The 25,552-nt window shown below is 71.1% G+C and carries 28 protein-coding genes; 14 read left to right on the forward strand and 14 right to left on the reverse strand.

Going from position 1 to position 25,552, the window contains the following annotated elements; genetic code table 11:
- Positions 1–213: 213 nt before the first annotated feature.
- The gene (locus ACZ63I_RS17815; RefSeq protein WP_469339630.1) at positions 214–1,176 is read right to left on the reverse strand and encodes a pirin family protein; all 963 of its coding nucleotides are present in this window, start codon (positions 1,174–1,176) and stop codon (positions 214–216) included.
- Between the two features lie 115 nt (positions 1,177–1,291).
- Here ACZ63I_RS17815 and ACZ63I_RS17820 point away from each other — a divergent pair, with 115 nt between their 5' ends.
- Positions 1,292–1,642: a tetratricopeptide repeat protein gene (locus ACZ63I_RS17820; RefSeq protein WP_469339631.1), complete on the forward strand. Its 351-nt coding sequence runs from the start codon at positions 1,292–1,294 to the stop codon at positions 1,640–1,642.
- A 7-nt stretch (positions 1,643–1,649) separates the two neighbouring features.
- Here ACZ63I_RS17820 and ligD read toward each other — a convergent pair whose 3' ends face one another.
- From ligD to ACZ63I_RS17850, 6 genes are all read right to left on the reverse strand, one after another.
- A complete protein-coding gene (gene ligD, locus ACZ63I_RS17825; RefSeq protein WP_469339632.1) occupies positions 1,650–2,558 on the reverse strand; it encodes a non-homologous end-joining DNA ligase in 909 nt (302 codons plus the stop codon).
- A gap of 103 nt (positions 2,559–2,661) precedes the next feature.
- Complete coding sequence (locus ACZ63I_RS17830) at positions 2,662–5,049, reverse strand: phosphoketolase family protein (protein ID WP_469339634.1); 2,388 nt, start codon at positions 5,047–5,049, stop codon at positions 2,662–2,664.
- Positions 5,050–5,086: 37 nt separating this feature from the next.
- Positions 5,087–6,493 carry an NADP-dependent succinic semialdehyde dehydrogenase gene (locus ACZ63I_RS17835; protein ID WP_469339635.1) on the reverse strand — a complete coding sequence of 469 codons (1,407 nt, stop codon included), beginning with the start codon at positions 6,491–6,493 and terminating at the stop codon, positions 5,087–5,089.
- A 25-nt stretch (positions 6,494–6,518) separates the two neighbouring features.
- Positions 6,519–6,869 (reverse strand): WhiB family transcriptional regulator, encoded by a 351-nt coding sequence (locus tag ACZ63I_RS17840; protein ID WP_469339952.1) that lies wholly within the window; start codon positions 6,867–6,869, stop codon positions 6,519–6,521.
- Positions 6,870–7,088: 219 nt separating this feature from the next.
- Positions 7,089–8,984 carry a transketolase gene (locus ACZ63I_RS17845; protein ID WP_469339636.1) on the reverse strand — a complete coding sequence of 632 codons (1,896 nt, stop codon included), beginning with the start codon at positions 8,982–8,984 and terminating at the stop codon, positions 7,089–7,091.
- A gap of 2 nt (positions 8,985–8,986) precedes the next feature.
- Positions 8,987–10,309: an NAD(P)/FAD-dependent oxidoreductase gene (locus tag ACZ63I_RS17850; RefSeq protein WP_469339637.1), complete on the reverse strand. Its 1,323-nt coding sequence runs from the start codon at positions 10,307–10,309 to the stop codon at positions 8,987–8,989.
- A gap of 355 nt (positions 10,310–10,664) precedes the next feature.
- Here ACZ63I_RS17850 and ACZ63I_RS17855 point away from each other — a divergent pair, with 355 nt between their 5' ends.
- The gene (locus tag ACZ63I_RS17855) at positions 10,665–11,120 is read left to right on the forward strand and encodes a DUF5709 domain-containing protein (protein WP_469339954.1); all 456 of its coding nucleotides are present in this window, start codon (positions 10,665–10,667) and stop codon (positions 11,118–11,120) included.
- 149 nt (positions 11,121–11,269) lie between these two features.
- Here ACZ63I_RS17855 and ACZ63I_RS17860 read toward each other — a convergent pair whose 3' ends face one another.
- Together ACZ63I_RS17860 and ACZ63I_RS17865 are read right to left on the reverse strand one after the other, a co-directional pair.
- The gene (locus tag ACZ63I_RS17860) at positions 11,270–11,785 is read right to left on the reverse strand and encodes an ATP-binding protein (RefSeq protein ID WP_041993869.1); all 516 of its coding nucleotides are present in this window, start codon (positions 11,783–11,785) and stop codon (positions 11,270–11,272) included.
- Between the two features lie 171 nt (positions 11,786–11,956).
- A complete protein-coding gene (locus ACZ63I_RS17865) occupies positions 11,957–12,328 on the reverse strand; it encodes a hypothetical protein (protein ID WP_469339639.1) in 372 nt (123 codons plus the stop codon).
- Positions 12,329–12,554: 226 nt separating this feature from the next.
- Here ACZ63I_RS17865 and ACZ63I_RS17870 point away from each other — a divergent pair, with 226 nt between their 5' ends.
- Entirely contained in the window at positions 12,555–12,935 is a 381-nt protein-coding gene (locus ACZ63I_RS17870) for a VOC family protein (RefSeq protein WP_469339641.1), read from the forward strand.
- Positions 12,936–13,085: 150 nt separating this feature from the next.
- Here ACZ63I_RS17870 and ACZ63I_RS17875 read toward each other — a convergent pair whose 3' ends face one another.
- Positions 13,086–13,619, reverse strand: a complete 534-nt coding sequence (locus ACZ63I_RS17875) for a type 1 glutamine amidotransferase domain-containing protein (protein WP_469339955.1) — start codon at positions 13,617–13,619, stop codon at positions 13,086–13,088.
- Positions 13,620–14,007: 388 nt separating this feature from the next.
- On the opposite strand from ACZ63I_RS17875, the gene ACZ63I_RS17880 reads away from it, so the two are divergent.
- The 3 genes from ACZ63I_RS17880 to ACZ63I_RS17890 all read left to right on the forward strand — a co-directional run bounded on the left by ACZ63I_RS17880 (position 14,008) and on the right by ACZ63I_RS17890 (position 16,056).
- Positions 14,008–14,223, forward strand: a complete 216-nt coding sequence (locus ACZ63I_RS17880; protein WP_469339642.1) for a CbtB domain-containing protein — start codon at positions 14,008–14,010, stop codon at positions 14,221–14,223.
- Positions 14,224–14,243: 20 nt separating this feature from the next.
- Entirely contained in the window at positions 14,244–15,011 is a 768-nt protein-coding gene (locus tag ACZ63I_RS17885) for a CbtA family protein (RefSeq protein ID WP_469339643.1), read from the forward strand.
- 64 nt (positions 15,012–15,075) lie between these two features.
- Complete coding sequence (locus ACZ63I_RS17890; RefSeq protein ID WP_469339644.1) at positions 15,076–16,056, forward strand: aldo/keto reductase; 981 nt, start codon at positions 15,076–15,078, stop codon at positions 16,054–16,056.
- Here ACZ63I_RS17890 and ACZ63I_RS17895 read toward each other — a convergent pair.
- Positions 16,026–16,514 carry a DUF4126 family protein gene (locus tag ACZ63I_RS17895; protein ID WP_469339645.1) on the reverse strand — a complete coding sequence of 163 codons (489 nt, stop codon included), beginning with the start codon at positions 16,512–16,514 and terminating at the stop codon, positions 16,026–16,028. The two genes, ACZ63I_RS17890 and ACZ63I_RS17895, sit on opposite strands and share 31 nt — an antisense overlap.
- A 104-nt stretch (positions 16,515–16,618) precedes the next feature.
- On the opposite strand from ACZ63I_RS17895, the gene ACZ63I_RS17900 reads away from it, so the two are divergent.
- Positions 16,619–16,969: a DUF6479 family protein gene (locus ACZ63I_RS17900; RefSeq protein ID WP_469339647.1), complete on the forward strand. Its 351-nt coding sequence runs from the start codon at positions 16,619–16,621 to the stop codon at positions 16,967–16,969.
- Between the two features lie 47 nt (positions 16,970–17,016).
- Here the strand turns inward: ACZ63I_RS17900 and ACZ63I_RS17905 are convergent, their stop codons facing one another.
- A complete protein-coding gene (locus ACZ63I_RS17905) occupies positions 17,017–17,847 on the reverse strand; it encodes a SigB/SigF/SigG family RNA polymerase sigma factor (RefSeq protein ID WP_469339649.1) in 831 nt (276 codons plus the stop codon).
- 114 nt (positions 17,848–17,961) lie between these two features.
- Between ACZ63I_RS17905 and ACZ63I_RS17910 the strand changes: the two genes are divergently transcribed.
- From ACZ63I_RS17910 to ACZ63I_RS17930, 5 genes are all read left to right on the forward strand, one after another.
- Positions 17,962–18,975, forward strand: a complete 1,014-nt coding sequence (locus ACZ63I_RS17910) for an iron-containing redox enzyme family protein (protein WP_469339651.1) — start codon at positions 17,962–17,964, stop codon at positions 18,973–18,975.
- A gap of 73 nt (positions 18,976–19,048) precedes the next feature.
- On the forward strand, positions 19,049–19,243 hold the full coding sequence (locus ACZ63I_RS17915) for a CDGSH iron-sulfur domain-containing protein (RefSeq protein ID WP_469339652.1): 195 nt from the start codon (positions 19,049–19,051) through the stop codon (positions 19,241–19,243).
- A 76-nt stretch (positions 19,244–19,319) separates the two neighbouring features.
- Positions 19,320–20,105, forward strand: a complete 786-nt coding sequence (locus tag ACZ63I_RS17920; protein ID WP_469339654.1) for an SAM-dependent methyltransferase — start codon at positions 19,320–19,322, stop codon at positions 20,103–20,105.
- Positions 20,106–20,162: 57 nt separating this feature from the next.
- The gene (locus tag ACZ63I_RS17925; RefSeq protein WP_469339655.1) at positions 20,163–20,942 is read left to right on the forward strand and encodes an ABC transporter permease; all 780 of its coding nucleotides are present in this window, start codon (positions 20,163–20,165) and stop codon (positions 20,940–20,942) included.
- Between the two features lie 64 nt (positions 20,943–21,006).
- The gene (locus ACZ63I_RS17930; RefSeq protein WP_469339657.1) at positions 21,007–21,834 is read left to right on the forward strand and encodes an MOSC domain-containing protein; all 828 of its coding nucleotides are present in this window, start codon (positions 21,007–21,009) and stop codon (positions 21,832–21,834) included.
- A gap of 15 nt (positions 21,835–21,849) precedes the next feature.
- Here ACZ63I_RS17930 and ACZ63I_RS17935 read toward each other — a convergent pair whose 3' ends face one another.
- Positions 21,850–22,503: a TetR/AcrR family transcriptional regulator gene (locus ACZ63I_RS17935; RefSeq protein ID WP_469339658.1), complete on the reverse strand. Its 654-nt coding sequence runs from the start codon at positions 22,501–22,503 to the stop codon at positions 21,850–21,852.
- A gap of 85 nt (positions 22,504–22,588) precedes the next feature.
- Here ACZ63I_RS17935 and hpnH point away from each other — a divergent pair, with 85 nt between their 5' ends.
- Complete coding sequence (gene hpnH / locus ACZ63I_RS17940) at positions 22,589–23,593, forward strand: adenosyl-hopene transferase HpnH (RefSeq protein ID WP_469339660.1); 1,005 nt, start codon at positions 22,589–22,591, stop codon at positions 23,591–23,593.
- A 23-nt stretch (positions 23,594–23,616) separates the two neighbouring features.
- On the opposite strand, the gene ACZ63I_RS17945 is transcribed toward hpnH, so the two are convergent.
- Complete coding sequence (locus tag ACZ63I_RS17945) at positions 23,617–24,504, reverse strand: alpha/beta fold hydrolase (protein WP_469339662.1); 888 nt, start codon at positions 24,502–24,504, stop codon at positions 23,617–23,619.
- 112 nt (positions 24,505–24,616) lie between these two features.
- Here ACZ63I_RS17945 and ACZ63I_RS17950 point away from each other — a divergent pair, with 112 nt between their 5' ends.
- Positions 24,617–25,549, forward strand: coding sequence for a TolB family protein (locus ACZ63I_RS17950; RefSeq protein ID WP_469339663.1), 933 nt, complete (start codon positions 24,617–24,619; stop codon positions 25,547–25,549).
- The last annotated feature ends 3 nt before the right edge of the window (positions 25,550–25,552 follow it).

Genomic DNA, 25,552 nt, shown 5'->3' on the forward strand with positions numbered 1-25,552 from the left:
CCAGGCCGAACTCCCGGATCACCGTGTCCTGGTCATCTCTCCGCCCCAGGAGCCTGCCACGGACCATCCGCCGGACTACCCGGAAAGCTGGCTGGTCATCCGTCGCCACCCTGACGACCTCACCGCCCCCCAAGTCATTTACAACTCCGAGCCTGGGGGGTGGACGCCCGCTTCGGCGGAAGCACTTCCACCGCGCCGGCTACATATGCGAAGTCACCTACGGCCTCGGGGTTTCAGTGGGGTCGGGGGGAGGTCGGGGGCCGGGAGGCGGGGGGCGGCGTAGCCGTGGACCTCGCCGAAGCGGGTGCCGGACATCCAGTCTTCGCGGGCCTGTTTGATCTCGTCGTTCGTTCGCGCGACGAAGTTCCACCACATCACGATCTCCTCCTCGAACGGCTCGCCGCCCAGGAGCATCAGGCCCGCGTCCGTCATGGCGCGCAGGGGGAGTTCGGAGCGGCCGCAGCCCAGGTAGAGCATCGAGCCCGGGAGTACGGGGACGCCGTCGACCGCCGCTTCGCCGGACATGGCGAGGACCGCGTACTCGAAGTCCGGGTCGAGGGGCAGTCGCAGTCCTGCGCCCGCGGTGAGGGACAGGTCGGCGGCGGTGAGCGGGGTGTAGGTGGTGCCCGGGGATGTGGCGCCGTCCAGGTCGCCGAGGATGACCGTAGCCGTCAGGCCGGGGGCCGTGACCTCGGGCAGGGCGGCGTGGTGTTCGAAGTGCGGTTCGGTGGCGCGGTGTTCGTCGGGGAGCGCGACCCAGAGCTGGGCGCCGTGCAGCAGGCGGGCGTGTTGGCGGGGGCTCTCCTCGGAGTGGGAGATCGCCCGGCCGGATGTCATCAGGCCCAGCTCGCGCGGGCGGACGGTCTGCAGGCTGCCGAGGCTGTCGCGGTGCAGGACCTCGCCGTCGTGCAGCCAGCTCACCGTTTGCAGGCCCATGTGCGGGTGGGGCGGCACCTGCATGCCGGGCTCGTCCGCGATGTCGTCGGGGCCGTAGTGGTCCACGAAGGCGAACGCCCCCACCATGCGGCGGCCCAGGTTGGGCAGCAGCCTGCGGACCTCGGTGGACTCCCCCAGTCGCACGCGGCGCGGGCTCAGCAGTTCACGTACCGGCTCGGCGACCACAAACCCGCGTCCCCCGGAGACGGCGAGGGCGGCCCGACGATCGAGATTGCTCATGGGGCCCAACCTAAGCCCGCCGCGCGCGGGCCGACAGTCTCCGGCGGCGACCGGTAGTGGAATGTTCAACCAAAGGGCGGTGTTATGGCGGGCAGGAAGATCGTGAGGAGGACACGTGGAGACCACCTACTACGAGTACGGAACGGCCGCCGAGCGCTGGGACCGTGCGCGGTTGTTCTTCGACGCGAAGGAGTACGGCACCGCCGCGCGCATCCTCGGCGGGCTCGTCGAGGAGGCCCCTGAGCAGGTCGGACCCCGGCTGCTGCTGGCTCGCGCGTACTACCACTCGGCGCGCCTGGTGAAGGCCGAGACCGAGCTGCGGGCCGTGCTGGAGCGCGATCCGGTGGAGCACTACGCCCGGCTCATGCTGGGCCGCACCCTGGAGCGCCAGGGCCGGGACGACGAGGCGGCCACGCACCTCCGGCTGGCCGACGCGCTGGCGGGTACGTTCACCGCCACCGCCTGACGCAGTCCTAGCGCAGTCGTGCCAGTCGCTTGCGCGCCGGGCCCAGGGCCCGGCCGCGGGCCGGTACGTCCGCCCACGGGTCCGTGCGCGCCTGCTCCAGGACGTCCGCCACCGTCCAGCGGCGGGCGGTGACGGCGGGGTCCTTGAGCTGGTCCCAACTGATCGGCGTGGCGACGGGCGCCTCCTGCCTGGCACGTACGGAGAAGGGGGCGACCGCCGTCTGCGCGTAGCCGTTGCGCTGGATGTCGAGGTAGAGCCGGCCCTCGCGCGCCTCGGTGCGCACCTCCGTGGTGAGCCGGTCCGGGTCGCGGGCCGCCAGGGTCGCTGCGACCTCGGCTGCGAAGTCCCGTACGTCGTCGAAGCCGGCGCGGCGGTCCAGCGGTACGACGACGTGCAGGCCCTTGGAGCCGGTGGTCATCAGCATGCTCGGCAGTTTCAACTCACCGAGCAGGTCGCCCAGTTGGAACGCCGCTCTGCGTACCGCCTCGAAGTCGTCGGCGGCCGGGTCGAGATCGAAGACCAGCCGGTCGGGCGCGTCGGGGCGGTCGGCGCGGGACTGCCAGCGGTGGAAGGTGAGACATGCCTGCCCTGCCAGGTACAGCAGCGTCGCCTCGTTGTCGCAGACCGGGTGGGCCACCGTGCCGCCCCTCTTGGTGACTTCGGCCCTGCGGATCCAGTCCGGATAGCTGTCCGGGGCGTTCTTCCGCATGAAGCGCGGGCCGCCCACCCCGTCCGGGTGGCACTCCAGCATCAGCGGCCTGCCCTTGAGCTGCGGCACCATCCAGCGCGCGACGCTCCGGTAGTACTCCAGCACGTCGGCCTTGGTGAGGCCGAGTTCGGGAAACAGCACCTTGTCGGGGCGGTTGACCTCGACGGTCCGCCGTCCCGACCGTACGCGCAGGGCGTCGCCGCTCATCGCCGGCCCGCTTCCCTGATCGCCGCTTTCCTCATCGGCGCTTTCCTCATCGCAGGTCCGCTTCCCTCGTCGCCGCTTTCCTCCGTCACCGGGTCCGCTCTGCTCAGCCCGTCCACTTCCAGTCGGCGACCTCCGGCAGGTCCGTGCCGTGCTCGCGGATCCAGGCGTGGTGCCTGGTCCGCACGTCCGCCATCGCCTGACGGACCGCCACCGCCCTTACGCCCAGGCCGGGTACGCGGTCGATCACGTCCATCACCAGCCGGTAGCGGTCCAGGTCGTTGCGTACCACCATGTCGAAGGGGGTGGTCGTCGTCCCCTCCTCCTTGTAGCCGCGCACATGCAGGTTGCTGTGGCCGGTACGGCGGTAGGCCAGCCGGTGGATCAGCCACGGGTAGCCGTGGTACGCGAAGATCACCGGCCGGTCGGTGGTGAAGACCGCGTCGTACTCGGAGTCCGTCATCCCGTGCGGATGCTCGTCGTGCGGCAGCAGCCGCGCCATGTCGACCACGTTGACCAACCGGACGGCCAGCTCAGGCAGATGGGTGCGCAGCAGGTCCGCCGCCGCCATCGCCTCCTGGGTCGGTACGTCCCCGGCGCAGGCCAGCACCACGTCCGGCTCGCGGGTGCCGTCCTCGGTGCCCGCCCAGTCCCAGACGCCGGCGCCGCGCGCGCAGTGGGCACGGGCCTGGTCGAGGGTGAGCCAGTCGAAGCTGGGCTGCTTGCCCGCGACGATGACATTGACGTAGTCCCGGCTGCGCAGCGCGTGATCGGCCACGGACAGCAGGGTGTTGGTGTCCGGCGGCAGGTAGACGCGGACGACCTCGGGGCTCTTGTTCAGGATGTGGTCGACGAAGCCGGGGTCCTGGTGCGAGAAGCCGTTGTGGTCCTGGCGCCAGACGTGCGACGTGAGCAGGTAGTTGAGCGAGGCGATGGGGCGCCGCCAGGGCAGTCGGCGCGAGGTGCGCAGCCACTTGATGTGCTGGTTGACCATCGAGTCCACGATGTGGGCGAACGCCTCGTAGCTGGAGAAGAGGCCATGACGCCCCGTCAGCAGGTAACCCTCCAGCCAGCCTTGGCACATGTGCTCGGAGAGCACCTCCATGACCCGGCCGTCGTGCGCCAGATGCTCGTCGGTGTCGAGTGTGCGGGCCTGCCAGGCCTTGCCGGTGGCCTCGTACAGCGCTTCGAGCCGGTTCGACGCGGTCTCGTCAGGGCCGACGACGCGGAAGTCCCTGCGGCCCGCGGTGGCTTCCATGATCGCTTCCAGCATGCCGCCCAGCACCCTGGTGGGTTCGTTGAGTACGGTGCCGGGCTTGTCGACCTGGACCGCGTACCGCTCAAGCGCCGGGATGGGCAGTTCCCGCAGCAGCAGACCGCCGTTGGCGTGCGGTGTCGCGCCCAGTCTGCGGGCGCCGTCCGGCACGCACTCCAGCACCTCGGGGCGCGGCGCGCCCGTCGCGTCGAAGAGTTCGTCGGGACGGTACGAGCGCAGCCACTCCTCCAACTGCGCCAGATGCGCCGGGTTGGTGCGCACCCCGCTGAGCGGCACCTGGTGCGCGCGCCAGGTGCCCTCGACCGGAAGCCCGTCGACCTCGCGCGGCCCGGTCCAGCCCTTGGGCGTACGCAGCACGATCATCGGCCAGTTGGCACGCTCGGTGGTGCGGCCCTCGCGCGCCTCGTGCTGGATCTGCGCGATGCGGTCGACGGCGCGGTCCATCGCCTCGGCCATCGCCCGGTGGACGGCGAGCGGCTCGTCGCCCGTGACATGGAGCGGCTCGTGGCCGTATCCCCGCAGCAGCGAGTCGAGTTCGGCCTCGGGCAGCCGGGCGAGTACGGCCGGATTGGCGATCTTGTACCCGTTGAGATGGAGGACGGGCAGGACGGCCCCGTCGTGCACCGGGTCGAGGAACTTGTTCGAGTGCCAGGAAGCGGCGAGCGGCCCGGTCTCCGCCTCGCCGTCCCCGATCACGCAGGTCACCAGCAGGTCGGGGTTGTCCAGCGCGGCGCCGTAGGCGTGGGCGAGCGAGTAGCCCAGCTCCCCGCCCTCGTGGATGGAGCCGGGGGTCTCGGGGGCGACATGGCTCGGCACACCGCCGGGGAAGGAGAACTGCCGGAACAGCCGCGCCATCCCCTCCCCGTCCCTGCTGACGTCCGGGTACGTCTCCGAATACGTGCCCTCCAGCCAGGAGTTGGCCAGCACGGCGGGTCCGCCGTGCCCCGGCCCCCACACGCACAGGGCGTCGATGTCACGCGCCTTGACGATCCGGTTGAGGTGCGTGTGGACGAGGTTCAGGCCGGGCGACGTGCCCCAGTGGCCGAGCAGCCGGGGCTTGATGTGCTCGGCGGCCAGCGGTTCCAGCAGCAGTGGGTTGGCCATCAGGTAGATCTGGCCGACGGCCAGGTAGTTGGCGGCGCGCCAATGCGCGTCGAGCGCCGCCAGTTCTCTCTCGTCGAGCCCCGCCCACGCCTCGTCGGTGTGCACCTCGTACATGCTGGTCTCCTCGCCCCGCGCCTGTCCCGGCCGCCGGTCAGCTCTGGTCGGGTTCGGCGCCGTGCCACACCGTGGTCACGTTGCAGAACTCGCGGATGCCGTGTCCCGACAGCTCACGCCCGTAGCCGGAGCGCTTGACGCCGCCGAAGGGGAAGGCGGGGTGGGATGCCGTCATACCGTTGAAGAACACACCGCCGGCCTGGAGGTCGCTGACGAAGCGCTCCACTTCCGCGTCGTCGCGTGTCCAGACGTTCGAACTGAGCCCGAACGGGGTGTCGTTGGCGATCGCCACGGCCGCGTCGAGATCGGCGGCCCGGTAGAGCGTGGCGACCGGGCCGAAGGTCTCCTCGCGGTGGATCCGCATGTCCTCGGTGATGTCGGCGAGCACGGTCGGCTCGAAGTACCAGCCCCGGTCGAACCCGGCCGGCCGGCCGCCGCCGCACAGGACCGTGGCGCCCTTGGCGACCGCGTCGTCGACCAGCTCCGCCAGATCCGTACGGCCCTGTTCGCTGGAGAGCGGACCGACGTCGGTGGACTCCTCCATCGGGTCGCCGACGGTCAGGGCCCGCACCCCCGCGGTGAACCGGGCGGCGAAGTCGTCGTACACGTCGGCGTGCGCGATGAAGCGCTTGGCGGCGATACAGGACTGGCCGTTGTTCTGGACCCGCGCCGTCACCGCCGTCTTCGCCGCCCGCTCGATGTCGGCCGACGGCATGACCACGTACGGGTCGCTGCCGCCCAGCTCCAGCACCGTCTTCTTGACCTCGTCACCCGCGACGGCGGCGACGGACCGGCCGGCCGGCTCACTGCCGGTGAGCGTGGCGGCGGCGACCCGGTCGTCGCGCAGGATCGACTCGATCGCGCCGGAGCCGACCAGCAGCGTCTGGAAGCAGCCGTCGGGGAAGCCCGCCCTCAGGAACAGCTCCTCCAGGTACAGGGCCGTCTGCGGAACGTTCGACGCGTGCTTGAGCAGTCCCACGTTGCCCGCCATCAAGGCGGGGGCGGCGAACCGTACGACCTGCCAGAGCGGGAAGTTCCACGGCATCACGGCGAGGACGACACCCAGCGGCCGGTAGTGGACGCGCGCGTACGAGCCGCCGGAGTCCTTCACGTCGGCGTCCGACGGATGTTCGTCGGCGAGCAGCTTCTCGGCGTTCGCCGCGTACCAGCGCATCGACTTCGCGCACTTCAGCGCCTCGGCGCGGGCCTGCGCGACGGGCTTGCCCATCTCGGTCGTCATGGTGCGGGCGATGTCGGGCGCGTCCTGCTCCAGCAGCTCGGCCGCGCGGTTCAGCAGCCGCGCCCGCTCGTCGAACCGGCTGTCGCGATAGACCCGCGCGGTGCTGTGGGCCGTCGCGATACGGCGCTCGATCTCCTCGGCCGTCAGCGGTTCGAACGTCCGGAGCGTCTCTCCGCTGGCGGGATTCACCGTGGCGATGGGCATGGGGCGATTCCTCTCGATTCGACAGTCAGACCTTTCCGCGACCTGCGGGGCCTCGCAACACGGGACGCCGGCCCGCCGGGCGCCGGTCGGTCCTGCGCCGCATCCTGCGCCGCTCGTCCTCGTCGGTGCCGCCCCAGACGCCGGTGGTACGGCCGGTGTTCAGCGCCCATTCGAGGCACTGCGCCTCCACCGGGCAGCCGTGGCACACCTCCTTGGCGCGCTTGGCCTGCGCGGCGGCGGGCCCGGACTCCCCCACCGGGAAGAACAGCTCGGGATCGGCGTCGGTGCAGGCGGCGTGCCGCAGCCACTCCCAGGTGTCGGGGTCAGGGACGAAGCCGGTGAGGCCGGCGTCGGTCTGGCTGTGGCCTGTCGGCATACGGGTGGTCATGCGGTTCAGTCCTCTCCTCGCGCTACGGGCTTTCTGATCGCGTACCCGTTGGCGCGCGGCGAAACGGTAAACGGCCCGCTGTCTGCGTCCGCGTCCGTAACCGCACCGCGCCGGCGTTCCGCGGCAGCACCGCGCCGCCCGGCCCGGCGGTCCGGGACAGGCGGCGCGGTGAGCGGTGGTTCGCAGGACGGAGAGCAGCCGCGGGCGTCAGTGGATGATCTTCTCCACCAGCAGCCGCACCCCTGCGGCGATCGACTCCGCGTCGATGCCCGCGGCCCGTAGCTGCTCGTCCGGCGTCGCCGAGCCCGGCATGTTGCCGACCGCGAGCCGCACGAACCGCTTGGGCGCGGGCCGGCCGTCCGAGAACGCCTCGGCCACGGCGTCCCCGATACCGCCCTCCGGGTGATGGTCCTCGACCGTGATCAGACAACCGGTGTCCTCGGCCGCCGCCTGGAGCGTCCGCTCGTCGACCGGCTTGACCGAGTACAGGTCAATGACCCGGACGGGGATGTTCTCCCCGGCGAGGAGATCGGCCGCCTTCAGGCACTCGTGGACGGTGGCTCCTGCGCCCACGAGCGTCACCTGGTCGGCGTCCGAGCTGCGCAGCACCTTGCTGCCGCCGACGGGGAACCGCTCGTCGGGCCCGTAGATGACGGGGGTCTCGCCGCGCAGCGTACGCAGATAGCGGATCCCCGCCAGTGAGTGCATCGTCGCGGCGAGCTGGGCCGTCTGGTTGGCGTCGCACGGGTGGAGGACCGTGCTGCCGTGGATGGCGCGGAACAGCGCCAGGTCTTCGAGGCCCATCTGGGACGGCCCGTCCTGGCCGATCGAGACGCCGGCGTGCGAGCCGACGACGTTGATCGAGGCGCGGCTGACGGCGGCCATCCGCAGGAAGTCGGCCGCGCGGGTGAGGAAAGCGGCGAAGGTCGACGCGTACGGGACGTGGCCGAGGGCCTGCATCCCGACGGCGGCGGCGATGAGCTGCTGCTCGGCGATGTAGCACTCGAAGAACCGCTCGGGGTGCTCGTCGGCGAAGAACTTGGCGCGGTCGGAGTCGCTGACCTCGCCGTCCAGGGCGACGATGTCGCCGTGCGCGTGGCCGAGCGCGGCGAGCGCCTTGCCGTAGGCGTCCCGGGTGGCGACCTCCTCGCCGAGGTCGAACGCGGGCAGCTTACCGCTGCCCTGCTGACCGGCGTCAGGGGCGGACTTCTCCGTCGCGGCCTGTTTGCCCTGTTCGCCGGGCTTGGCGGGCTTGGCGGGCTTGGCGGGCTTGTTGGCGTGCACCCGGATCGAGCGGCGGCCGCCCAGTTCGGCGATGGCGCTCTCCGCGTCGGGCAGCGGCTTGCCGTGCTTGCCCTCCTGGTCCTCGACGGCCGCGACGCCCTTGCCCTTGAGGGTGCGCGCGATGATCGCGGTGGGCCGGCCGGTGGTGGCGAGGGCCTCCGCGTACGCCTTCTCGACGGCCTCGATGTCATGGCCGTCGATCTCCACGGTGTGCCAGCCGAAGGCGCGCAGCCTGCGACCGTACGCGTCGAGGTCGTGCTCGTGGCGGGTGGGGCCGCGCTGGCCGAGCCTGTTCACGTCGATGATCAGGGTCAGCGCGTCGAGTCCCTGGTCGGACGCGTGCTCGACGGCCTCCCAGATGGAGCCCTCGGCCATCTCGCTGTCACCGGACAGCACCCATACGCGGAACGGGCTGCGCCCCAGGCGCTTGCCGGCGAGCGCCATGCCGACGCCGACGGGCAGGCCCTGGCCGAGCGATCCGGTGGCGACGTCGACCCACGGCAGCCGGGGTGTCGGGTGGCCTTCAAGCCGGCTGTCCAGCGTGCGATAGGTGGCGAACTCGTCCTCGTCGATGGCGCCCGCCGCCAGATACATCGAGTAGAGCAGCGGGGACGCGTGCCCCTTGGAGAAGATCAGCCGGTCGTTGCCCGGGTCGTCCGGGTGGTCGAAGTCGTAGTGCAGATGGTTGGCCAGCAGCACCGCCATCAGATCGGCCGCCGACATCGAGGACGTCGGGTGCCCTGATCCCGCCGTATCGGCGACACGTACCGAGTCGACCCTTAACTGCTGGCCGAGTTCGGTCAGTTGTCCGCTCTTCATGCCTATCGCTCCTTGCTGGGTGCACCGGGCACCCTGGCGAGTTCGGGGGAGGACGACTCCAGGGGCACCGTCCAGGACCGGACGAGGCCGAGTTGCACGGCCTGCCGGGGCAGCACCGCGTCGAGTGCCCAATCGGCGGCCACCCGCACCCGGTTGCCCGGCATGGCCGCCAGGTGGTAGCCGCGGGTGACGGCGCCGGCCAGCGGTCCTGCCAGCGGCACACCGAGGGGGTTGGCGGCGGCCTTGACCCCGCCGAGGTCGACGACGAAGCCCAAGTCGTTGTGCTTGTAGGCCCGTCGCTGCCCGATGCCGATCGAGGCGGCCACGTTGGCGCCCGCGACCTTGCCCTGCCGTCCGGCGTGCTGGGCCGTCATCGGGGTGATCTCGCCCGGCTTGGTGAGATCGGGCACGGCGGCAGCGTCGCCGCAGGCGAACACCTCAGGATGGCCGGGCACGTTGAGGTACGGGTCGACGACGAGCCGGCCCTTCTCGACGGGCAGGCCGATGTCGGAGACCAGCGGGTCGGGGCGTACGCCGACACACCAGATGAGCGTGTGCGTCTCGATGAACTCGCCGTCGACGAGGGTGATTCCGGCCGGTGTCACCTCCTGTACTGAAGTACCGGTCCGCACGTCGACGCCGCGGCTGCGCAGCACCCGGTCGGCGGTGGCGGAGAGATGGCGGTCCAGCTCGGGCAGCACCCGCGGCGCGATGTCGAGGAGCAGCCAGCGCGGCGGCCTGCTCAGCCGCCAGGCGGGCTGCTGGCGCACCAGCGCGTCGGTGAGCAGTTGGCCCTGGGCGGCGACCTCGGTGCCGGTGTAACCGGCGCCCACCACCACGAAGGTGGCGCGGGCCGCGGCCTCGGCGCTGCCCCGTACGGTGGCCAGCTCGATCTGCCGGGTCACGTGGTCCCGCAGGTACAGCGCCTCAGGTATGCCGCGGAAGCCGTGGGCGTACTCGGCGACGCCGGGGATCGGCAGCAGCTTGTTGACGCTGCCGACGGCCAGGACGAGCCGGTCGTACGACAGCTCGCCGCGCCCGCCCTCCGGGTCCGTGTAGGCGACCGTACGGGAGTCCAGGTGGACGCTGTCGGCCTCCCCGAGCACGAGCCGTACCCGGGGCAGGGTCCCCGGCAGCGAGACCGTCACCCTCCGTGGCTCCAGGATCCCCGCTGCCACCTGCGGCAGCAGCGGCAGGTAGAGGAAGTAGTCGGTCGGGTTGAGCAGGACGATCTCGGCCTGGCCGCGTACCCGCCGGGACAGTACCCGGGCGGTCTGGTAGCCGGCGAACCCCGCTCCCACGATGACAATGCGTTCTCGGCTCACGTTCGACTCCGGACGGTGACTTTGGGGTCGTACGGATGGACCCACCAGGTGCCCAGTCGGATGAGCCCCAAACACCGGATTTGTCCCGGCCCGGGGCGGCCGGCCTGTCGGTTGACAGGCCGATGATTGGTGGGAGGGTGGATTCAGCGGGTGCGAAGCCCCGCGCCGGCTCGTCTCCCCCAGGCCGTGTCCACCAGGCCGTGTCCACCAGGCCGTGTTCCTGGATCCGGTGGACGCGGTTGCTTGCCGACCGCCTCGGCGGGTAGCGGCACTGGCACGTCCGTACGGCGGTTGCCGTGCGGACGGCTGAGACGAACGATGCGAGGAGAGCGACGTGAGCGGCGACAGCAGTGAGATGGCCGACGATGTCTACCAGCCCGACGGTTCCGAAGTCATGGACGACGAGGGCATTCTCGACACCGAGGACACGCTCGTCGACCGCGGCTCCGACCCTTTCGACGAGGGCTGGTCGCCTCCGGAGCGCCCGCTCGGCGTGGAGCACACCGGTACGACTGCGGCGGAGCAGCACGAGGGCGAGACGCTCGACCAGCGACTCGCCGAGGAGATCCCGGACCGCACGGACGACGAGGACCCCGACTGGGACGGCATCGGCGATCTGACGCCCGGCGAGGGCGAGGCCCTGGACGACGAGGTCGGGGACGCCAGGGCGGGCCGCCTGGTGGCGCCCGACGAGGGCGCGCACGAAGACGCGGAGAAGGACATGATCGCCAGCGATGTCGGCATCGACGGCGCGGCCGCCTCGGCGGAGGAGGCCGCGATCCATCTCGTACCGGACTCCGACGACGAGTGAGCACGGACGAGTGAGCACGGACGACTGAGCAGCGCCGCGGTTGCGCGACGACCGGCCCGCTTCGCGCGGGCCGGTCGCGTGCTGCCGGAGCGGGTGTCAGCCCCGGACGGGTGTCAACCCCCGGGACGGGTGTCAGCCCCGGGACTCGGTCAGACGAGCGCCGCGGCCGGTTCGCGCGCGGGGAACGGCGCGAGCACCGGAAGGAACTCCCGGTCGGGGCCGGGGTGCCGCTGGGCCGCGCCGACCAGGGTGAGCGGGATCGTGGGCACCCGCGGGACGCTCTGCGGAGCCTCCACACTGCGGGTGAACCAGATGACTTTGCCCTCGGCGGTGGCGCAGGTGCCCCAACTGTCGCTGACAGCGGCGACGCGGGCGAGCCCGCCGCCGCCCGCCGTCAGCAGCCGGGGCATCCTCGGCCCGTTGTCCTCGACGGACGTCGTGAGATGGCGTCCGGTCCAACGCAGTTCCACAATGCACCTGTTGTCGTCGCCGACATGGCGGTGGACATTGGTCAGCAGTTCGTCGATGCCCTGGGAGACGGGTGCGACGTGCAGGTCGAGTTTCCAATAACGAAGGTGAGCGGCGACGATGCGCCGGATCTGCGATACGCGCTCCGCGGAGGCGTGCAATTCCACCTCGTAGTGCCGGTCGAGTGGAACTGTCATGTTTGAGGCTCCTCACAGAGAGGCCCACATGCTTCACGGCGTTGTACCAACGGCGTAGCAACGACCCCCGAACACGAAGCGTGAGCAACAGCCACTTCTGGGTCACCAACAGACTGACCCCGTTGCGCCGGATGCGCAACACAAGCGGCTGTCGCCCCGCCGCAGGACCCGTCAGCGGTGGCTTTCCAGCCGCAGCGTGACTTCCTCCTCCTGGTCGCCGGCCGCCGTGCCCACGACCCGCACTGAGAAGGCCGAGGCGAGCGCGGCGCGCAGCGCGTCCACCGCCTTGTGGCCGCCCTGGAGGGTGGCGGTGACGGGCGAGGACAGCTCGGCGGGCGCCGCTTCGCCGCGTACGTCAGCCACGTCGAAGGTCGCCGTCCACACGGCCTGCCGGTCGGCCGGCACGTCCTGGGGTACGTCGTCGGCGGCGCGGTCGGAGGCGAAGGCCGTGCCGAGGACGGCGAACACCGTCTGGGCGTCCTCCTTGACCTGCCCGCCGAGTTGCACCGCGACCGCGGTCGCCGACTGTTCAGCGTTGTTCATGGGGGTTGTTCCTCTCTGGGCCGAAGCTGTACGTGGAAGCCTGGGAAGGGATCGCTCCCAGGCTCTCCCCCGGGCCGTCGGAGTGCGACCGGAACCGGTCGGCCGGACGAAGCGCCGGCGGCCCGGGTACCCGCTGGGCACCGGGCCAACCACCGGCCCTGCCACTGGGCCCCTCGACGGGCTCCCGCATCTGTGTGCCCGTCAGGGCCGGGGGTACACGGTCGGCATGACCGTCGCCAAGACCAGCGTCCTCGTCCTCGACTGTGCCGAACCCGCCGACCTCGCCGAGTTCTACGCCACCTTCTTCGAAGCGGAGATCAGGATCGGCGCCGATCCGGACTTCGTGGAAATCGTCGGCCACACCGGCGTCCATCTGGCGATCCGCCGGGATCACGGCTACGCGCCGGCGAGCTGGCCCCGGCCCGAGACCTCTCAACAGGCCCATCTGCGGATCCTCGTGGCCCGCGAGGACATCGACGAGGCGGAGCGCGAGGCGATCAGCCTCGGCGCGCGCCCGCTGGACACCAAGGACAACGGCGGCCCGCGCGACACGCGCGTCTACTCGGACCCGGCGGGGCACTCCTTCACGCTGGCCGTCCAGCCGTAGCGCCGGTCCTGCCGTAACCGCCTGTCCTGCCACAACCCCTGCCCTGTCCTGTCATCACCCCTGTCCTGCCATAACCCCTGTCATGTGTCATGACGATGTCCGGCGCCCCGCGGTGGCGGGGCGCCGGACCGAGCCGAGCCGGCGCGGGGCTCAACCGCCGAACTGCTGGATGAACGCCTCGCAGAACGCCTTCAGATCGTCGGGCCTGCGGCTGGTGATCAGCGGGCTGGGCCCCGCCGTGCACACCTTGACCTGCTCGTCCACCCACGTGCCGCCGGCGTTGCGGATGTCGGTCCGCAGGCTCGGCCAGGACGTCAGCGTCCTGTCGCGTACGACATCGGCCTCGATGAGCGTCCACGGGGCGTGGCAGATGGCCGCCACCGGCTTGCCCGCGTCGAAGAACGCCTTCACGAAGGCCACCGCCGCCGGATCCGTCCGCAGCTCGTCGGGGTTGGCGACGCCGCCGGGCAGCACCAGGCCGTCGTAGTCCTCGACGGCGCTCTGCGCCACCGTGCGGTCGACGGGGAAGGTGTCCGCCTTGTCGAGGTGGTTGAACGCCTGCACCTGGCCGGAATCCGTCGAGATCAGCTCGCGCTCACCGCCCGCGTCCCCCACCGCCTTCCAGGGTTCGGTCAGCTCGACCTGCTCCACGCCCTCGGGAGCAACGAGAAATGCCACTCGCATCCGGATCACGTCCTTTCTCGTCATGCACGGGTGTGTTCGTCTGCCCGACGACGGGTCCCCGACACCGGACGGTGCGCGGGCCTCCCCGGCCGGCCCCGCACGATTCTTGCCGGAATGTGCTGGGCGGGCATGTCGAGGGGCGCCGGGGACGCCGGGACACGCCGACGGACGGACGCGTACGGCGTGAGCGCGCAGGGGGTGCACTGTGGCGTCACGGGGGTGACGGGCGGTACCGTGCCGATGACATGACGAGGGTGTGACGGAAGTCCGGTGAGAATCCGGCACGGTCGCGCCACTGTGGACCCGCGGTTCGCCGCGGGGAAGTCAGACCCGCCACCTTCGTCTCAGGCACCACGATCGGGACGCGTGTTCCCCAGGAGGTTCGGCCATGGCACAGTCTGCCGCCCCCACCACCGGCTCCGCAGCCGTCGCACCCATCTCGCTCAAGGCGATAGCGCCCTGGGCGGTCTTCTTCGGCGTACTGATGCTGTTCCTGCTGTACTTCGTCGGCGCCGAGCAGGGCGCCACCTCGGTCTTCTCCGGCACGGACATCCACGAGTGGGTCCATGACGGACGCCATCTCCTCGGCTTCCCCTGCCACTGAGAGACCGAGGAAATCCGTTCATGAACTCCATATCCGTCAGGGCCCTGTTGGTGCGCGGCATGCTCGCGGGGCTCGCCGCAGGCGTGCTCGCGCTCGTCGTCGCCTATCTGCTCGGTGAGCCGAGGGTCGACTCGGCCATCGCGTTCGAGGACGCGCACAGCCACGAGCACGAGATGGAAGTCGTCAGCCGCTCGCTCCAGTCCACCGCGGGGCTCGCCACGGGTGTGCTGGTCTTCGGCGTCGCCGTCGGCGGTATCGCCGCGCTCGCGTTCTGTGTCGCGCTCGGCCGGATCGGCGCCTTCGGGCCCCGGGCCACGGCGATGCTGCTCGCGGGCGGGGCGCTGCTCACCGTCTACGTCGTGCCGTTCCTCAAGTACCCGGCCAATCCGCCGTCGGTCGGCGATGCGGGCACCATCGGCAAGCGCAGTACGCTGTATGTGCTGATGATCGTGCTGAGTGTGCTGCTGGCCGTGGCGGCCGTCATCTTCGGCAAGCGGCTCGCGCCGCGGTTCGGCAACTGGAACGCGACGGTCGCGGCCGTCGTCGGCTTCGGTGTGATCGTCGGGCTCGCTTACGCGTTCCTGCCGGCCATCAACGAAGTGCCCAAGGACTTCCCGGCGCCGCTGCTCTGGCAGTTCAGGGTGGCCTCGCTGGCCATCCAGATCACGCTGTGGAGCGCGTTCGGGCTGATCTTCGGCCATCTCGCCCAGCGGCTCCTCGCTCCGGAGACCGTCCCGGCGGCGCGCCGGAGCAGTCCGGACGACCGGGTCGGCGCCCCGGTGAACTGAACCCCGACCACCGTCAGAAACCCGCCGGGACCTTTCCCGGCGGGTTTCTCCGTGAGGAGAAGCAATGGAGTACGTACGTCTGGGCCGGACCGGTCTCGAAGTGTCCAGGATCGTCCTCGGCTGCATGAGTTTCGGTGATCCGCAGTCAGGATCCCACCCCTGGTCCCTGCCGATCGAGGAGTCGAGGCCGCTGGTCCGGCAGGCCGTCGAGGCGGGCATCACCACCTTCGACACGGCCAACGTCTACTCGCTCGGGTCGAGCGAGGAGATCGTCGGGCAGTTGCTGGGCGAGTTCGCCAAGCGCGAGGAGGTCGTGATCGCCACCAAGGTGAACGGCCGGATGCACGCGGGTCCCAAGGGCGCCGGCCTGTCGCGTGCGGCCATCCTCAGCCAGGCGGAGGCGAGTCTGCGGCGGCTGGGCACCGACTACATCGATCTGTACCAGATCCACCGCTACGACCCGAACACGCCCATCGAGGAGACGATGGAGGCGCTGCACGATCTCGTACGCGCCGGGAAGGTGCGCTACATCGGGGCGTCCTCGATGTGGACGTGGCAGTTCGCGAACGCCCAGCACACCGCCGAACTGCACGGCTGGACGCCGTTCGTGTCGATGCAGGACCAGTACAACCTGCTGATGCGCGAGGAGGAGCGGGAGATGCTGCCGTTCTGTCTCAACCAGGGCGTCGGGGTGCTGCCGTGGAGCCCGCTGGCCCGTGGCCGGCTGACCCGCGACTGGGAGGACGACAGCACGTCGCGTGCGCGCAGCGACCAGTTCGGCTCCACCCTCTACCGGCAGGCGGAGGACTCCGACCGGGCGACGGTGCGGGCCGTGGCCGAACTCGCCGCCGAGCGCGGCGTGTCACGCGCGCAGATCGCGCTGGCCTGGCTGCTGCACCAGTCGGCGGTCACCGCGCCGATCGTCGGCGTCACGAAGGAGCGGCACCTCAGCGACGCGGTGGCCGCGGTGGAACTGCGGCTGGACGACGACGAGATCGGCCGGCTCGCCAAGCACTATGCGCCGCGCGCCCCCGAGGGCTTCTGACCGCCCCCCGCGGGGCGGCACACGGCCCAGGCCAGCGCGAGGGCCAGCAGATCCTCGGCCACGGCGCCCGGCCAGTCGCTCCCCGCCCTGTCGTGCGCCGTCCGGCGCCACCACGCCCCGGCGAAGGACCCGCCCACGGCGCCCGCGGCGCCCACCGCCGCGGCGAGGGCCGGGGGCGGGCCGCCGGGCCCGCGCCCGGCGAGCGCAGCGGCTGCCAGCCCGCCGAACAGGATCCGGGGCACCAGGCCGGCCGGGGCGAGTCTGCTCGGGGTCTGCGGGAGCTTGTCGCCCACCAGCTCGCCCACGGCGCCTGCGGCGGCGAGCGCCGTGGCCCGCCGGGAGGCGAGGAGAGCAGCCGGGCGCGACGTCTCCCCCGGCTCGGTCGTCAGCGCCACCGCCGCCGTGCCGAGCTGGCTGCGCAGCCCGGACACCGCTCCCACCAGTACTTCGCGGATCATGCGACACGTCCCCTCTCATAGGTGTGTGATGCGGGTGCATGGTGCACGAGTTCTATGTGGCGGTATGACCCGATTTTTCGGGGTACTCGCTCACCATGAACACGATGAACTGGGATCTTGCGTCCTCCCCCGGCGTGACGGCCATTCTCGTGCCCATCGTGGGCCTGATCGTGGTCGGAGTGCTGATCGGCGCCTTCCTGTGGGGACGCAGGATCAGAGACCATGAGTCCGTACCGCCCCGGCCCGACGAGCAGACGAAGCTCCCGGACGACGGCCCCGTCCGGGAGATCCTGGAGAACCGCGAACCGGACGCGGTACCGGAGTCCGACGAGCGGCTGATGCCCGGCGAGCTGAAGGGCAACGGCACGATCGGTTCGCGGTCCGCGCCGCTCAAGAAGACCCCGAAGTGGAACGAGGACTCCGGCGGCAGCTTCGGCAGCGGCGGGTTCCGCTGAGCGAACCACCCGCCACCGCACCGGCCCCGGGTCCCCGGGCCGCGCGGTCACGGCGACCCGTCGTCGTCCGCGACGATCCCGTCCAGGATCTCGTCCCTGATCCGCGAGCACGAGCCGCTGATCAGCCGGGACACATGCATCTGCGACATGCCCAGCTCCTCGGCGATCATGCTCTGGGTCATCCCGCAGAAGAACCGCAGATACAGGATCCGCCGGTCCCTGTCCGGCAGCGAGCCGAGTCCGGGCCGTACGGCCTCGCGGTCGACGACCACGTCCAGCGCGGGGTCGGGGCCGCCCAGCGTGTCGGCGAGCGAATGCGCGGCGTCGTCGCCCTGGCCGCGGAACTCCGCGTCGAGCGAGAGGGCCGCGAAGCTGTCGATGGCGCGCGTGCCGTCGATGACCTCCTGCTCCGTCAGCCCGGTGTGCGCGGCGATCTCGGCGGCCGTCGGCATCCGCCCGCCGACGCTCTGCGCCAGCTCCTGCCGTGCGACCCGGACCCGGGCCCGCAGCTCCTGGACCCGCCGGGGCACGTGCACGCTCCACATGTAGTCCCGGAAGTGGCGCTTGATCTCGCCGTCGATGGTGGGGATCGCGTAGCTCTCGAACGGCTTGCCGCGCGCCGGGTCGTACCGGCGCACCGCCTTGACGAGCCCCAGCGAGGCGACCTGCGTCAGATCCTCCAGGGACTCGCCCCGGTTGCGGTAGCGGCACGCCACGCGGTGCGCCAGCGGCAGCCACGCGGTGGCGACCTCCTGCCGGACGCGGACCTTCTCCGCACCCTCGGGAAGCCGCGCCAGCCGCCGGAAGGCGTCCGCCGTATCGGGGGAATCGTCATGCGGATGATTCGAGGTGACTTTTACACGCACACGAGAAGGCATTCACATACCCTCCTGTCGGAGCACGCCGAAATGTTTGCCCGAAGCGCGCCGATCCAAAACGCGGCCGGGATCCGTCCCATGATTAATCTTGGCAGGTCGGGGCACTCGGCGCGTATGTCAGAGACTTTTCCCCAGGGAACAGCGGGCCGAGCCGAACCGGAATTGCCGACGAGCCGGGGAGAAATCTCGGCCGCCGTCATCGGACTGCTCCGCAATTCGGGGGCGGCGCCCTCGGCGGAGGCCGTGTCCGCCGCCGATCCCTACGGAGACGATCTGCAACTCGCGCTCTATCTCTGCTACGAACTGCATTACCGGGGATTCGCCGGTGTCGCGGCCGAGCGCGAGTGGGATCCCGCGCTGCTCACCGTCCGGGCGGCGCTGGAGGAGCGGTTCCTGGCGGCCCTGCGCCGGGACGCGACCCGCCACGACGACCTCGGCGAGGCGCTGGCGGAGATCCTGGTGGAGCCCGTGGACGGCACGGGCGTCTCGCACTTCCTGCGCGACAAGGGCGAGCTGTGGCAGCTCCGCGAGTACGCGGCGCAGCGCTCGCTCTACCACCTCAAGGAGGCCGATCCGCACATCTGGGTGCTGCCGCGCCTCCGGGGCCGGGCCAAGGCCGGCATGGCGGCGATCGAGTTCGACGAGTACGGCGGCGGCCGGGCCGAGCGGATGCACCAGCGGCTCTACGCCGACCTGATGAGCGATCTGGACCTGGACCCGGCGTACGGGCGCTACCTGGAGGCCGGTACGGCCGAGATCCTGGCCACGGTCAACCTGATGTCGCTGCTCGGGCTGCACCGGGCCCTGCGCGGCGCGCTCGTCGGCCACTTCGCCACGATCGAGATCACCTCGTCGCCCGGCTCGCGCCGTATCGCCGAGGCGATGGAGCGCGCCGGGGCCGGGCCGGCGGCGGTGTTCTTCCACAGTGAGCATGTGGAGGCCGACGCGGTGCACGAACAGGTCGTACGGCACGAGGTCGTCGAAGGGCTGCTGGCGGACGAGCCGCATCTCGCCCCCGACATCGCGTTCGGCATCGACGCCACCGTCTACCTGGAGGACCGGCTCGGCGAGCGGCTGCTGTCCGCCTGGCGGGCGGGCGGCACGTCGCTGCGTACCGCACTGGAGTGAGCGCGCCCGCGCGCCCGCTGCCCGACGTCCCACGTCCGACGTCCCACGTCCGAGGAAGAGTTGGTGGTCAGTCATGACGTACGACCCCGCAGGCGAGCGGCCCCGTCCCGTCAGTGTCCAGCGCAAGGGCCCCACCCTGGTGGAAGGCCCGGTGGAGGTGCTGCTGGAGGACGGTACGACGGTCAGGTCCGACCGGTTCCGCGTGGCGCTGTGCGCCTGCGGGCGCAGCAGGCGCTACCCCTGGTGCGACACCAGTCACCGCAGGTGACAGCCGGTGCCGGAGCGTGATGCGAGTACGCTTCTCGGCGTCACCTCGTTGATCACACATGCTCCGGAGCCCTCGCATGACCACAGGCAGACCCAAGGACCAGGTCGACACCAGCAAGCCGCATCCGGCGCGTGTGTACGACTGGCTGCTCGGCGGCAAGGACAACTACCAGGTCGACCGGCAGGTCGGCGAGAAGCTGCCCCAGGAGGCGCGGGAGAACGCGGCGCGCAACCGGGCGTTCATGCACCGGGCCGCCGCCTGGCTCGCGGGTGAGGGCGTCGACCAGTTCCTGGACATCGGGACCGGCATTCCGACCGAGCCGAATCTGCACCAGATAGTCCAGAAGATCAACCCGGCCGCCCGGATCGTCTACGCGGACAACGACCCGATCGTCCTGCGGCATGCCGAGGCGCTGCTGATCAGCACCCCCGAGGGCGGCACCGACTACATCCAGGCCGATGTGCGCGACGCGGCCGCGATCCTCGAACACGCCCGCACCTTCCTGGACTTCAGCCGTCCCGTCGCGCTGTCGATGATCGCGCTGATGCACTTCATCACCGACGAGGAAGACCCGTACGCGATCACGCGCAGCCTCGTGGACGCGCTGCCCTCCGGCAGTTATCTGACGCTGTCGCACGGCACCACCGACGAGCACCCGGAGCTGGCCAGTTCGGTCAGGACGACCTACCGGGAGGGCGCGATCCCGCTGCGGATGCGCAGCCGCGCCGAGGTCGAGCCGTTCTTCGCCGGACTCGACCTCGTGAAGCCGGGCCTGGTGACGGCGACGCAGTGGTACAAGGACACCCCGGCCCCCGAGGAGGAGCTGAGCGGCTTCTACGTCGGGGTGGCCCGCGTCCGCTGAGCCTGCGGAGTACCCCGCGTCCGCTGAGCCCGCGTCCGCCGAGGAGGGGAGTGGCAGGTGACCGTCACCGCGGCTTCCCTGCTGCCCGTCAACACCACGCTGGGCGTCCTGCTCGCCGTGCTGCTGCTGGCGGCGGTCGTGGTGGCGGCGCGGTTCCACCTCGGGCCGGGCTCCGGGGCCGGCCGCTCGCGTGAGATCGCGGTCGCCGGGTTACGGGCCGCCGTCCAGCTCGCCGCCGTCTCGTTCCTCATCACCTGGGTGATGCGCTCGCTGCTGGGTCTGATCGCGTTCCTGCTGGTGATGTTCGCGGCGGCCATACGTACGGCGGGCCGCCGGATCACCGCCGACAGCTCCTGGTGGCGGACGTCGGCGCCGATCGCCGCCGGGGTCGCCCCGGTGGTGGCCGCGCTCCTGCTGACCGGGCTCGTGCCCGTCAAGGGCATCGCGCTCATCCCGATCACCGGCATCCTGCTGGGCGGCGCGCTGACCGCGACCGTCCTGGCCGGCCGGCGGGCCCTGGACGAGCTGGCGCTGCGGCACGGCGAGGTGGAGGCGGCCATGGCCCTCGGTTTCCTCGACCGGGACGCGCGCCTGGAGATCGCCCGCCCCGCCGCCTCGGACGCGCTGCTGCCGGGTCTCGACCAGACCCGTACGGTCGGTCTCGTGACGCTGCCCGGCGCGTTCGTCGGGATGCTGCTGGGCGGGGCGACTCCCGTCATGGCGGGGGCCGTTCAGCTCTTCGTCCTCATCGCGCTGATGGCGGTGCAGTCCGTGGCCGTGACGGTGACGATCGAACTGGTCGCACGCGGCCGTCTGCATCGGCCCGCCAAGAGCTGAGCCGCCGGGACCGGGTGGGGAAAAGCCCGGCGGGAAGGGCCGGAAATGGGCGAAGATGGCGGCTGTGGCCACCGTTGTCGAGCTGACTCATTACCCCGTGAAGGGCTGCGCGGGCGTCCCGCTGGACGACGCCCTCGTGACGCCCGCCGGGCTCGCGCACGACCGCAGCTTCCTGGTTGTCGACGACGAGGGCGTGTTCCGGACGCAGCGGCGCGATCCCGGGATGGCGCTGATCCGCCCGTACGTGAGCGCCGGCGGTGAGCGGCTCACGCTGCGCGCCGAAGGGGCCGGCGACATGGTCGTCGATGTGGATCTCACGGCGCCGCGCAGGACGGTCGAGATGTTCGGCACCCCGTATCAGGGGATCGACCAGGGCGGCGCGGTCGCCGACTGGCTCTCCGCCGTGCTGGGCGTGGCGTGCCGGCTGGTGCGCGTACCGCCCGAGCACGACCGGGTGACCGACGGGCAGACGCCGGGGACCTCCGGGTACGCGGACAGCTCGGCCGTCCACGTCGTCTCCCGGGCCTCCCTCGACCTGCTCAACGCACGGATGGCGGAGCGGGGCGCCCCGCCGCTGCCGATGGACCGGTTCCGGCCGAATGTCGTCGTCGACGGCTGGGACGAGCCGCATGTGGAGGACCTGGTACGGCGGGTCGAGGTGGGCGACGCGGAGCTTGGCTACACGAAGCTGGCCGTCCGCTGCGTGGTCACCACCGTCGACCAGCGGGAGGGGGCGAAGGCGGGCCCTGAGCCGCTGCGTACGCTGGCCGGCTACCGGCGGGCCGCCGGGGGCGGGGTGGCCTTCGGCAGCAAGTTCGCGGTGGTGCGGCCGGGCAAGCTGTCGGTCGGCGACGTGCTGACCGTGTCCGACTGGGGCCCGACCGAGCTGTAGATATCGCTGCCTGAGCTACGTGGCGGGCGACACGCCCGGGGTGACAATCGCTCCGCGGCCGAGCCCGGCCAGCAGCCGCTCCAGGACCAGACCCGCTTCCTCGCGGGCTTTGACATGGTCCTCGGCGCCCGCGATGTAGAGGCTGGCCTCCGAGATCAGCGCCGCCAGCATCCGCGTGAGCGGGGCGACCGGCAGGTCGTCGACATTGCCCTCGCGGATGGCCTCGGTCAGTGCCTCGGCCAGCAGTATGTAGCCGTGCTCCTCGACCAGCGCGTCCCACGCGCTGTGCCCCAGTACGGCCGGTCCCTCGATCAGCACGATCCGCTGGAACTGGGCGTCGTTGCAGGCGTCCAGGAAGGACTGGAAGCCGCTGCGCAGCAGGTGCCAGGCGTCGCCGGGGTGCTGCTCGGCGCGCGCGGTCTCCTGTTCGACCAGCCGCTGCGCCATCTCCTGGGCGCACTCCGCCATGACGGCGCGGAACAGGTCGGCCTTGTCCTTGAAGTGGTGGTAGAGCGCGCCCCGGGTGACGTCGGCGGCGGTCACGATGTCCTCGGTGCCGGTCGCGGCGAATCCGCGATCGGCGAAGAGTTCACGCGCGGCGCGCAGCAGCGCGCGCCGGGTGTCCGCGACGTGCTCCGCGCGACGGCTCCGCCTCTTCCCCGCTGGCATACCTACATCCTGTCTCATACAGTCTGTATGTTAGTAGAGGACTTCTTCCAACCCCGGGGGCCCGGGGGAACTGGAGACAGCGATCATGGGACTTCCGCTCAATCTGGCCGTCAAGAACGGCACGTATCTCATCAAGCAGAAGATCCTCCGGCGGAAGAAGTTCCCGCTGGTCGTGGAGATCGAACCCCTTTTCGCGTGCAACCTCGGCTGCGCGGGCTGCGGCAAGATCCAGCACCCGGCCAGCGTGCTCAAGCAGCGCATGCCGGTCGAGCAGGTCATGAAGGCCGTCAAGGAGGCCGGTGCCCCGACGGTCTCGCTGGCCGGCGGTGAGCCGCTGATGCACCCGCAGATCGACGAGATGACGCGCCAGCTCCTGGCGAAGGGCAAGTTCGTGGTGCTCTGCACCAACGCCGTGCTGCTGCCCAAGCACCTGCACAAGTTCAAGCCGCACCGCAACTTCGCGTGGATGGTGCACATCGACGGGCTGCGCGAGCGGCACGACGAATCGGTCAGCAAGGCCGGGGTGTTCGACCAGGCGATCGAGGCGATCAAGCAGGCGAAGGCGGCCGGGTTCAAGGTCTACACGAACTCGACCTTCTTCAACAACGACAGCCCGCAGGACGTCATCGACGTACTCCAGTACCTCAACGACGACCTCAAGGTCGACCGGATGCAGATCTCGCCCGGATACGCCTACGAGAAGGCCCCGGACCAGGACCGCTTCCTCGGTGTCGAGCAGACCCGCGCCATGTTCAAGAAGGCGTTCGGCGACGGCAGGCGCAAGGGCTGGCGGCTCAACCACTCGGCGCTGTACCTGGACTTCCTCGAAGGCAAGCTCGACTTCGAGTGCACCCCGTGGGCGATCCCCTCGTACTCCCTGAAGGGGTGGCAGAAGCCCTGCTACCTGATGGCGGACGGGTATGTCGAGACGTACCAGGAGCTGCTGGACACCACCGAGTGGGACAACTACGGCCGGGGCAAGGACCCGCGCTGCGACAACTGCATGGCGCACTGCGGCTTCGAACCCACGGCCGTGATGGCCACGATGGGCTCCCTCAAGGAGAGCCTGCGCGCCGTCACGACCACCTGACCGGGCCGCTCACCCGGTACGGGTCAGGCCGGCCGGTGCTCCCCCAGCCAGGCCAGCGCTTCGGCGCCGGCCGTGCCGAGGACCGAGATATGTCCGTCGGCCGGGCTCAGCCGCAGTTCAGCCGTCGGGCAGTGGGCCGCCAGCCACTGCCCGTGTGTGCTGGGCGCGATCCGGTCCTCGCCGCCGTGCGGCAGCAGGACCGGCACCTCGATCAGCGCCGGGTCGAAGCCCCACGGGGTCACGTACGCCAGGTCGTCGTCGATCAGCGCGCCGGGTCCCGCCGCCACGGCGGGGCCGACGACGTCCCCGAACCAGGACCACGCACCGGCGAGCGCCGCGTGGTCGGCGGGCGTGAACATCTCCGGGTCGTACGTGGCGTCCGCCTCGTGGGCCTCCTTCGCGGCCCGCCCGGCGGCGGCAGCGCCCAGGGACGCACGGCCCGGGTCGGCCATGCCGGCGAACCAGTCGAGCCCTTCGGCGCCGAAGGGCGCCAGGCCCGCGACGCTGACCGCAGCGAACACCCGGTCAGGCAGCAGGGCGGCGCAGGCCAGGGCGTGCGGTCCGCCGCCGGAGTGGCCCAGCACCGCGAACCGTTCGATGCCGAGCGCGTCGGTGACGGCCGCGACATCGGCGGCCACTGACGCCACGTTCCGGCCCGGGAGCGGGGTCGAGCCGCCGTAGCCGGGGCGGTCGTACGACACCCAGCGCACGCCGAGCCGGTCGGCGGCGGGGAAGAGCGGCGCGGGCGGCGCGCCGATGTTCGGGGTGCCATGGTGCCAGAAGACGACCAGCGGGTCGGACGCGCCGTCCGTACCGGCGGGCTCGCCCGTACCGGCGGCCGGCTCGCCCGTACCGGAGTCGTAGATGTGCGCCGTACGGCCGTCGGGCAGCTCCAGATCGGTCTCGTTCATACCCAGCACCGTACGGTGTGACCTGGCGGCCGGGTCTGCGGTGGTTGACAGCGCCGTTCGGCGGAGCCAATGATCACCGAGCCTCCTGACTCCGTCCGACGGGAAGAACACCATGGCCGACACCGAGGACACGAAGGACACCGAGGACACCGGCATGCGGCCGCGGACGGCGGCGGCCGGGCAGCGGACGGCGGTGTGGATCGGGTCCGTCGACTCCGACGAGCCCCACCTGCTCTTCGAGACGGCCGAACTGCTGCTTGAGGCGCCCAACTGGTCGCACGACGGGCGCAGTCTCCTGCTCAACGGCGCCGGACGGCTGTGGCGGCTCGACGTCGAGAACCCTTCGGGTCTGGTGGAGATCCCGCTCGACGGGGTGCCGGACATCAACAACGACCATGTGCTCTCCCCCGACGGCCGGACCGTCTACGTGTCGGGCATGGACGGGCATCTGTACGCGGCGCCCGCCGCCGGGGGCACGGGCGTCCGGCTGACCGCCGACGACGGGACGCTGCACTTCCTGCACGGCGTCAGCCCCGACGGTCGGACCCTCGCCTATGTCGAGATCCCGCGCGGGGTGGCCGGCTCGCCCGGCAGGCTGGCGCTGATGCCGGCGGCCGGCGGGCCCGGCAAGGCCGTCGACACCGGGGAGGGCCATCTCGACGGACCTGAGTACTCCCCCGACGGCGCGTGGATCTACTGCAACACGGAGAGCTTCACCGAGGCCCCCGGGCACGCGCAGATCGCCCGCCTGCCCGCCGCCGGGAGTGTGCTGCGGCGGGTGCGCACCTCCGACACGGTCGACTGGTTCCCGCACCTGTCACCGGACGGACGGCACGCCGCGTACGTGTCGTTCCCGCCCGGCACGCTGGGGCATCCGGCGGACCTCGACGTCACCGTGCAACTGGTGAGGACCGACGCCTGGGCCCTGCCGGTGCGCACGTTCCCGGTGTTCGGCGGGCAGGGCACGATGAACGTCAACAGTTGGTCCCCGGACAGCACCCGCTTCGCCTTCGTCTCGTACCCGCTCGGCGACCGGAACGGATGATCC

The organism is Streptomyces sp. NPDC087906 (assembly GCF_055584925.1).

Excerpts from the sequence above, each read along its gene's own strand:
- ACZ63I_RS17885 (WP_469339643.1), top strand. The coding sequence starts at position 14,244 with ATGAACTCCATATCCGTCAGGGCCCTGTTGGTGCGCGGCATGCTCGCG.
- ACZ63I_RS17950 (WP_469339663.1), top strand. The coding sequence starts at position 24,617 with ATGGCCGACACCGAGGACACGAAGGACACCGAGGACACCGGCATGCGG.
- ACZ63I_RS17875 (WP_469339955.1), bottom strand. The coding sequence starts at position 13,619 with ATGCGAGTGGCATTTCTCGTTGCTCCCGAGGGCGTGGAGCAGGTCGAG.
- ligD (WP_469339632.1), bottom strand. The coding sequence starts at position 2,558 with ATGAGCGGCGACGCCCTGCGCGTACGGTCGGGACGGCGGACCGTCGAG.
- ACZ63I_RS17895 (WP_469339645.1), bottom strand. The coding sequence starts at position 16,514 with ATGATCCGCGAAGTACTGGTGGGAGCGGTGTCCGGGCTGCGCAGCCAG.
- ACZ63I_RS17910 (WP_469339651.1), top strand. The coding sequence starts at position 17,962 with ATGTCAGAGACTTTTCCCCAGGGAACAGCGGGCCGAGCCGAACCGGAA.
- ACZ63I_RS17835 (WP_469339635.1), bottom strand. The coding sequence starts at position 6,493 with ATGCCCATCGCCACGGTGAATCCCGCCAGCGGAGAGACGCTCCGGACG.
- ACZ63I_RS17920 (WP_469339654.1), top strand. The coding sequence starts at position 19,320 with ATGACCACAGGCAGACCCAAGGACCAGGTCGACACCAGCAAGCCGCAT.
- ACZ63I_RS17830 (WP_469339634.1), bottom strand. The coding sequence starts at position 5,049 with ATGTACGAGGTGCACACCGACGAGGCGTGGGCGGGGCTCGACGAGAGA.
- ACZ63I_RS17865 (WP_469339639.1), bottom strand. The coding sequence starts at position 12,328 with ATGAACAACGCTGAACAGTCGGCGACCGCGGTCGCGGTGCAACTCGGC.
- ACZ63I_RS17935 (WP_469339658.1), bottom strand. The coding sequence starts at position 22,503 with ATGCCAGCGGGGAAGAGGCGGAGCCGTCGCGCGGAGCACGTCGCGGAC.
- ACZ63I_RS17870 (WP_469339641.1), top strand. The coding sequence starts at position 12,555 with ATGACCGTCGCCAAGACCAGCGTCCTCGTCCTCGACTGTGCCGAACCC.
- ACZ63I_RS17845 (WP_469339636.1), bottom strand. The coding sequence starts at position 8,984 with ATGAAGAGCGGACAACTGACCGAACTCGGCCAGCAGTTAAGGGTCGAC.
- ACZ63I_RS17860 (WP_041993869.1), bottom strand. The coding sequence starts at position 11,785 with ATGACAGTTCCACTCGACCGGCACTACGAGGTGGAATTGCACGCCTCC.
- ACZ63I_RS17890 (WP_469339644.1), top strand. The coding sequence starts at position 15,076 with ATGGAGTACGTACGTCTGGGCCGGACCGGTCTCGAAGTGTCCAGGATC.
- hpnH (WP_469339660.1), top strand. The coding sequence starts at position 22,589 with ATGGGACTTCCGCTCAATCTGGCCGTCAAGAACGGCACGTATCTCATC.
- ACZ63I_RS17900 (WP_469339647.1), top strand. The coding sequence starts at position 16,619 with ATGAACTGGGATCTTGCGTCCTCCCCCGGCGTGACGGCCATTCTCGTG.
- ACZ63I_RS17880 (WP_469339642.1), top strand. The coding sequence starts at position 14,008 with ATGGCACAGTCTGCCGCCCCCACCACCGGCTCCGCAGCCGTCGCACCC.
- ACZ63I_RS17815 (WP_469339630.1), bottom strand. The coding sequence starts at position 1,176 with ATGAGCAATCTCGATCGTCGGGCCGCCCTCGCCGTCTCCGGGGGACGC.
- ACZ63I_RS17855 (WP_469339954.1), top strand. The coding sequence starts at position 10,665 with ATGGCCGACGATGTCTACCAGCCCGACGGTTCCGAAGTCATGGACGAC.
- ACZ63I_RS17945 (WP_469339662.1), bottom strand. The coding sequence starts at position 24,504 with ATGAACGAGACCGATCTGGAGCTGCCCGACGGCCGTACGGCGCACATC.
- ACZ63I_RS17905 (WP_469339649.1), bottom strand. The coding sequence starts at position 17,847 with ATGCCTTCTCGTGTGCGTGTAAAAGTCACCTCGAATCATCCGCATGAC.
- ACZ63I_RS17915 (WP_469339652.1), top strand. The coding sequence starts at position 19,049 with ATGACGTACGACCCCGCAGGCGAGCGGCCCCGTCCCGTCAGTGTCCAG.
- ACZ63I_RS17840 (WP_469339952.1), bottom strand. The coding sequence starts at position 6,869 with ATGCCGACAGGCCACAGCCAGACCGACGCCGGCCTCACCGGCTTCGTC.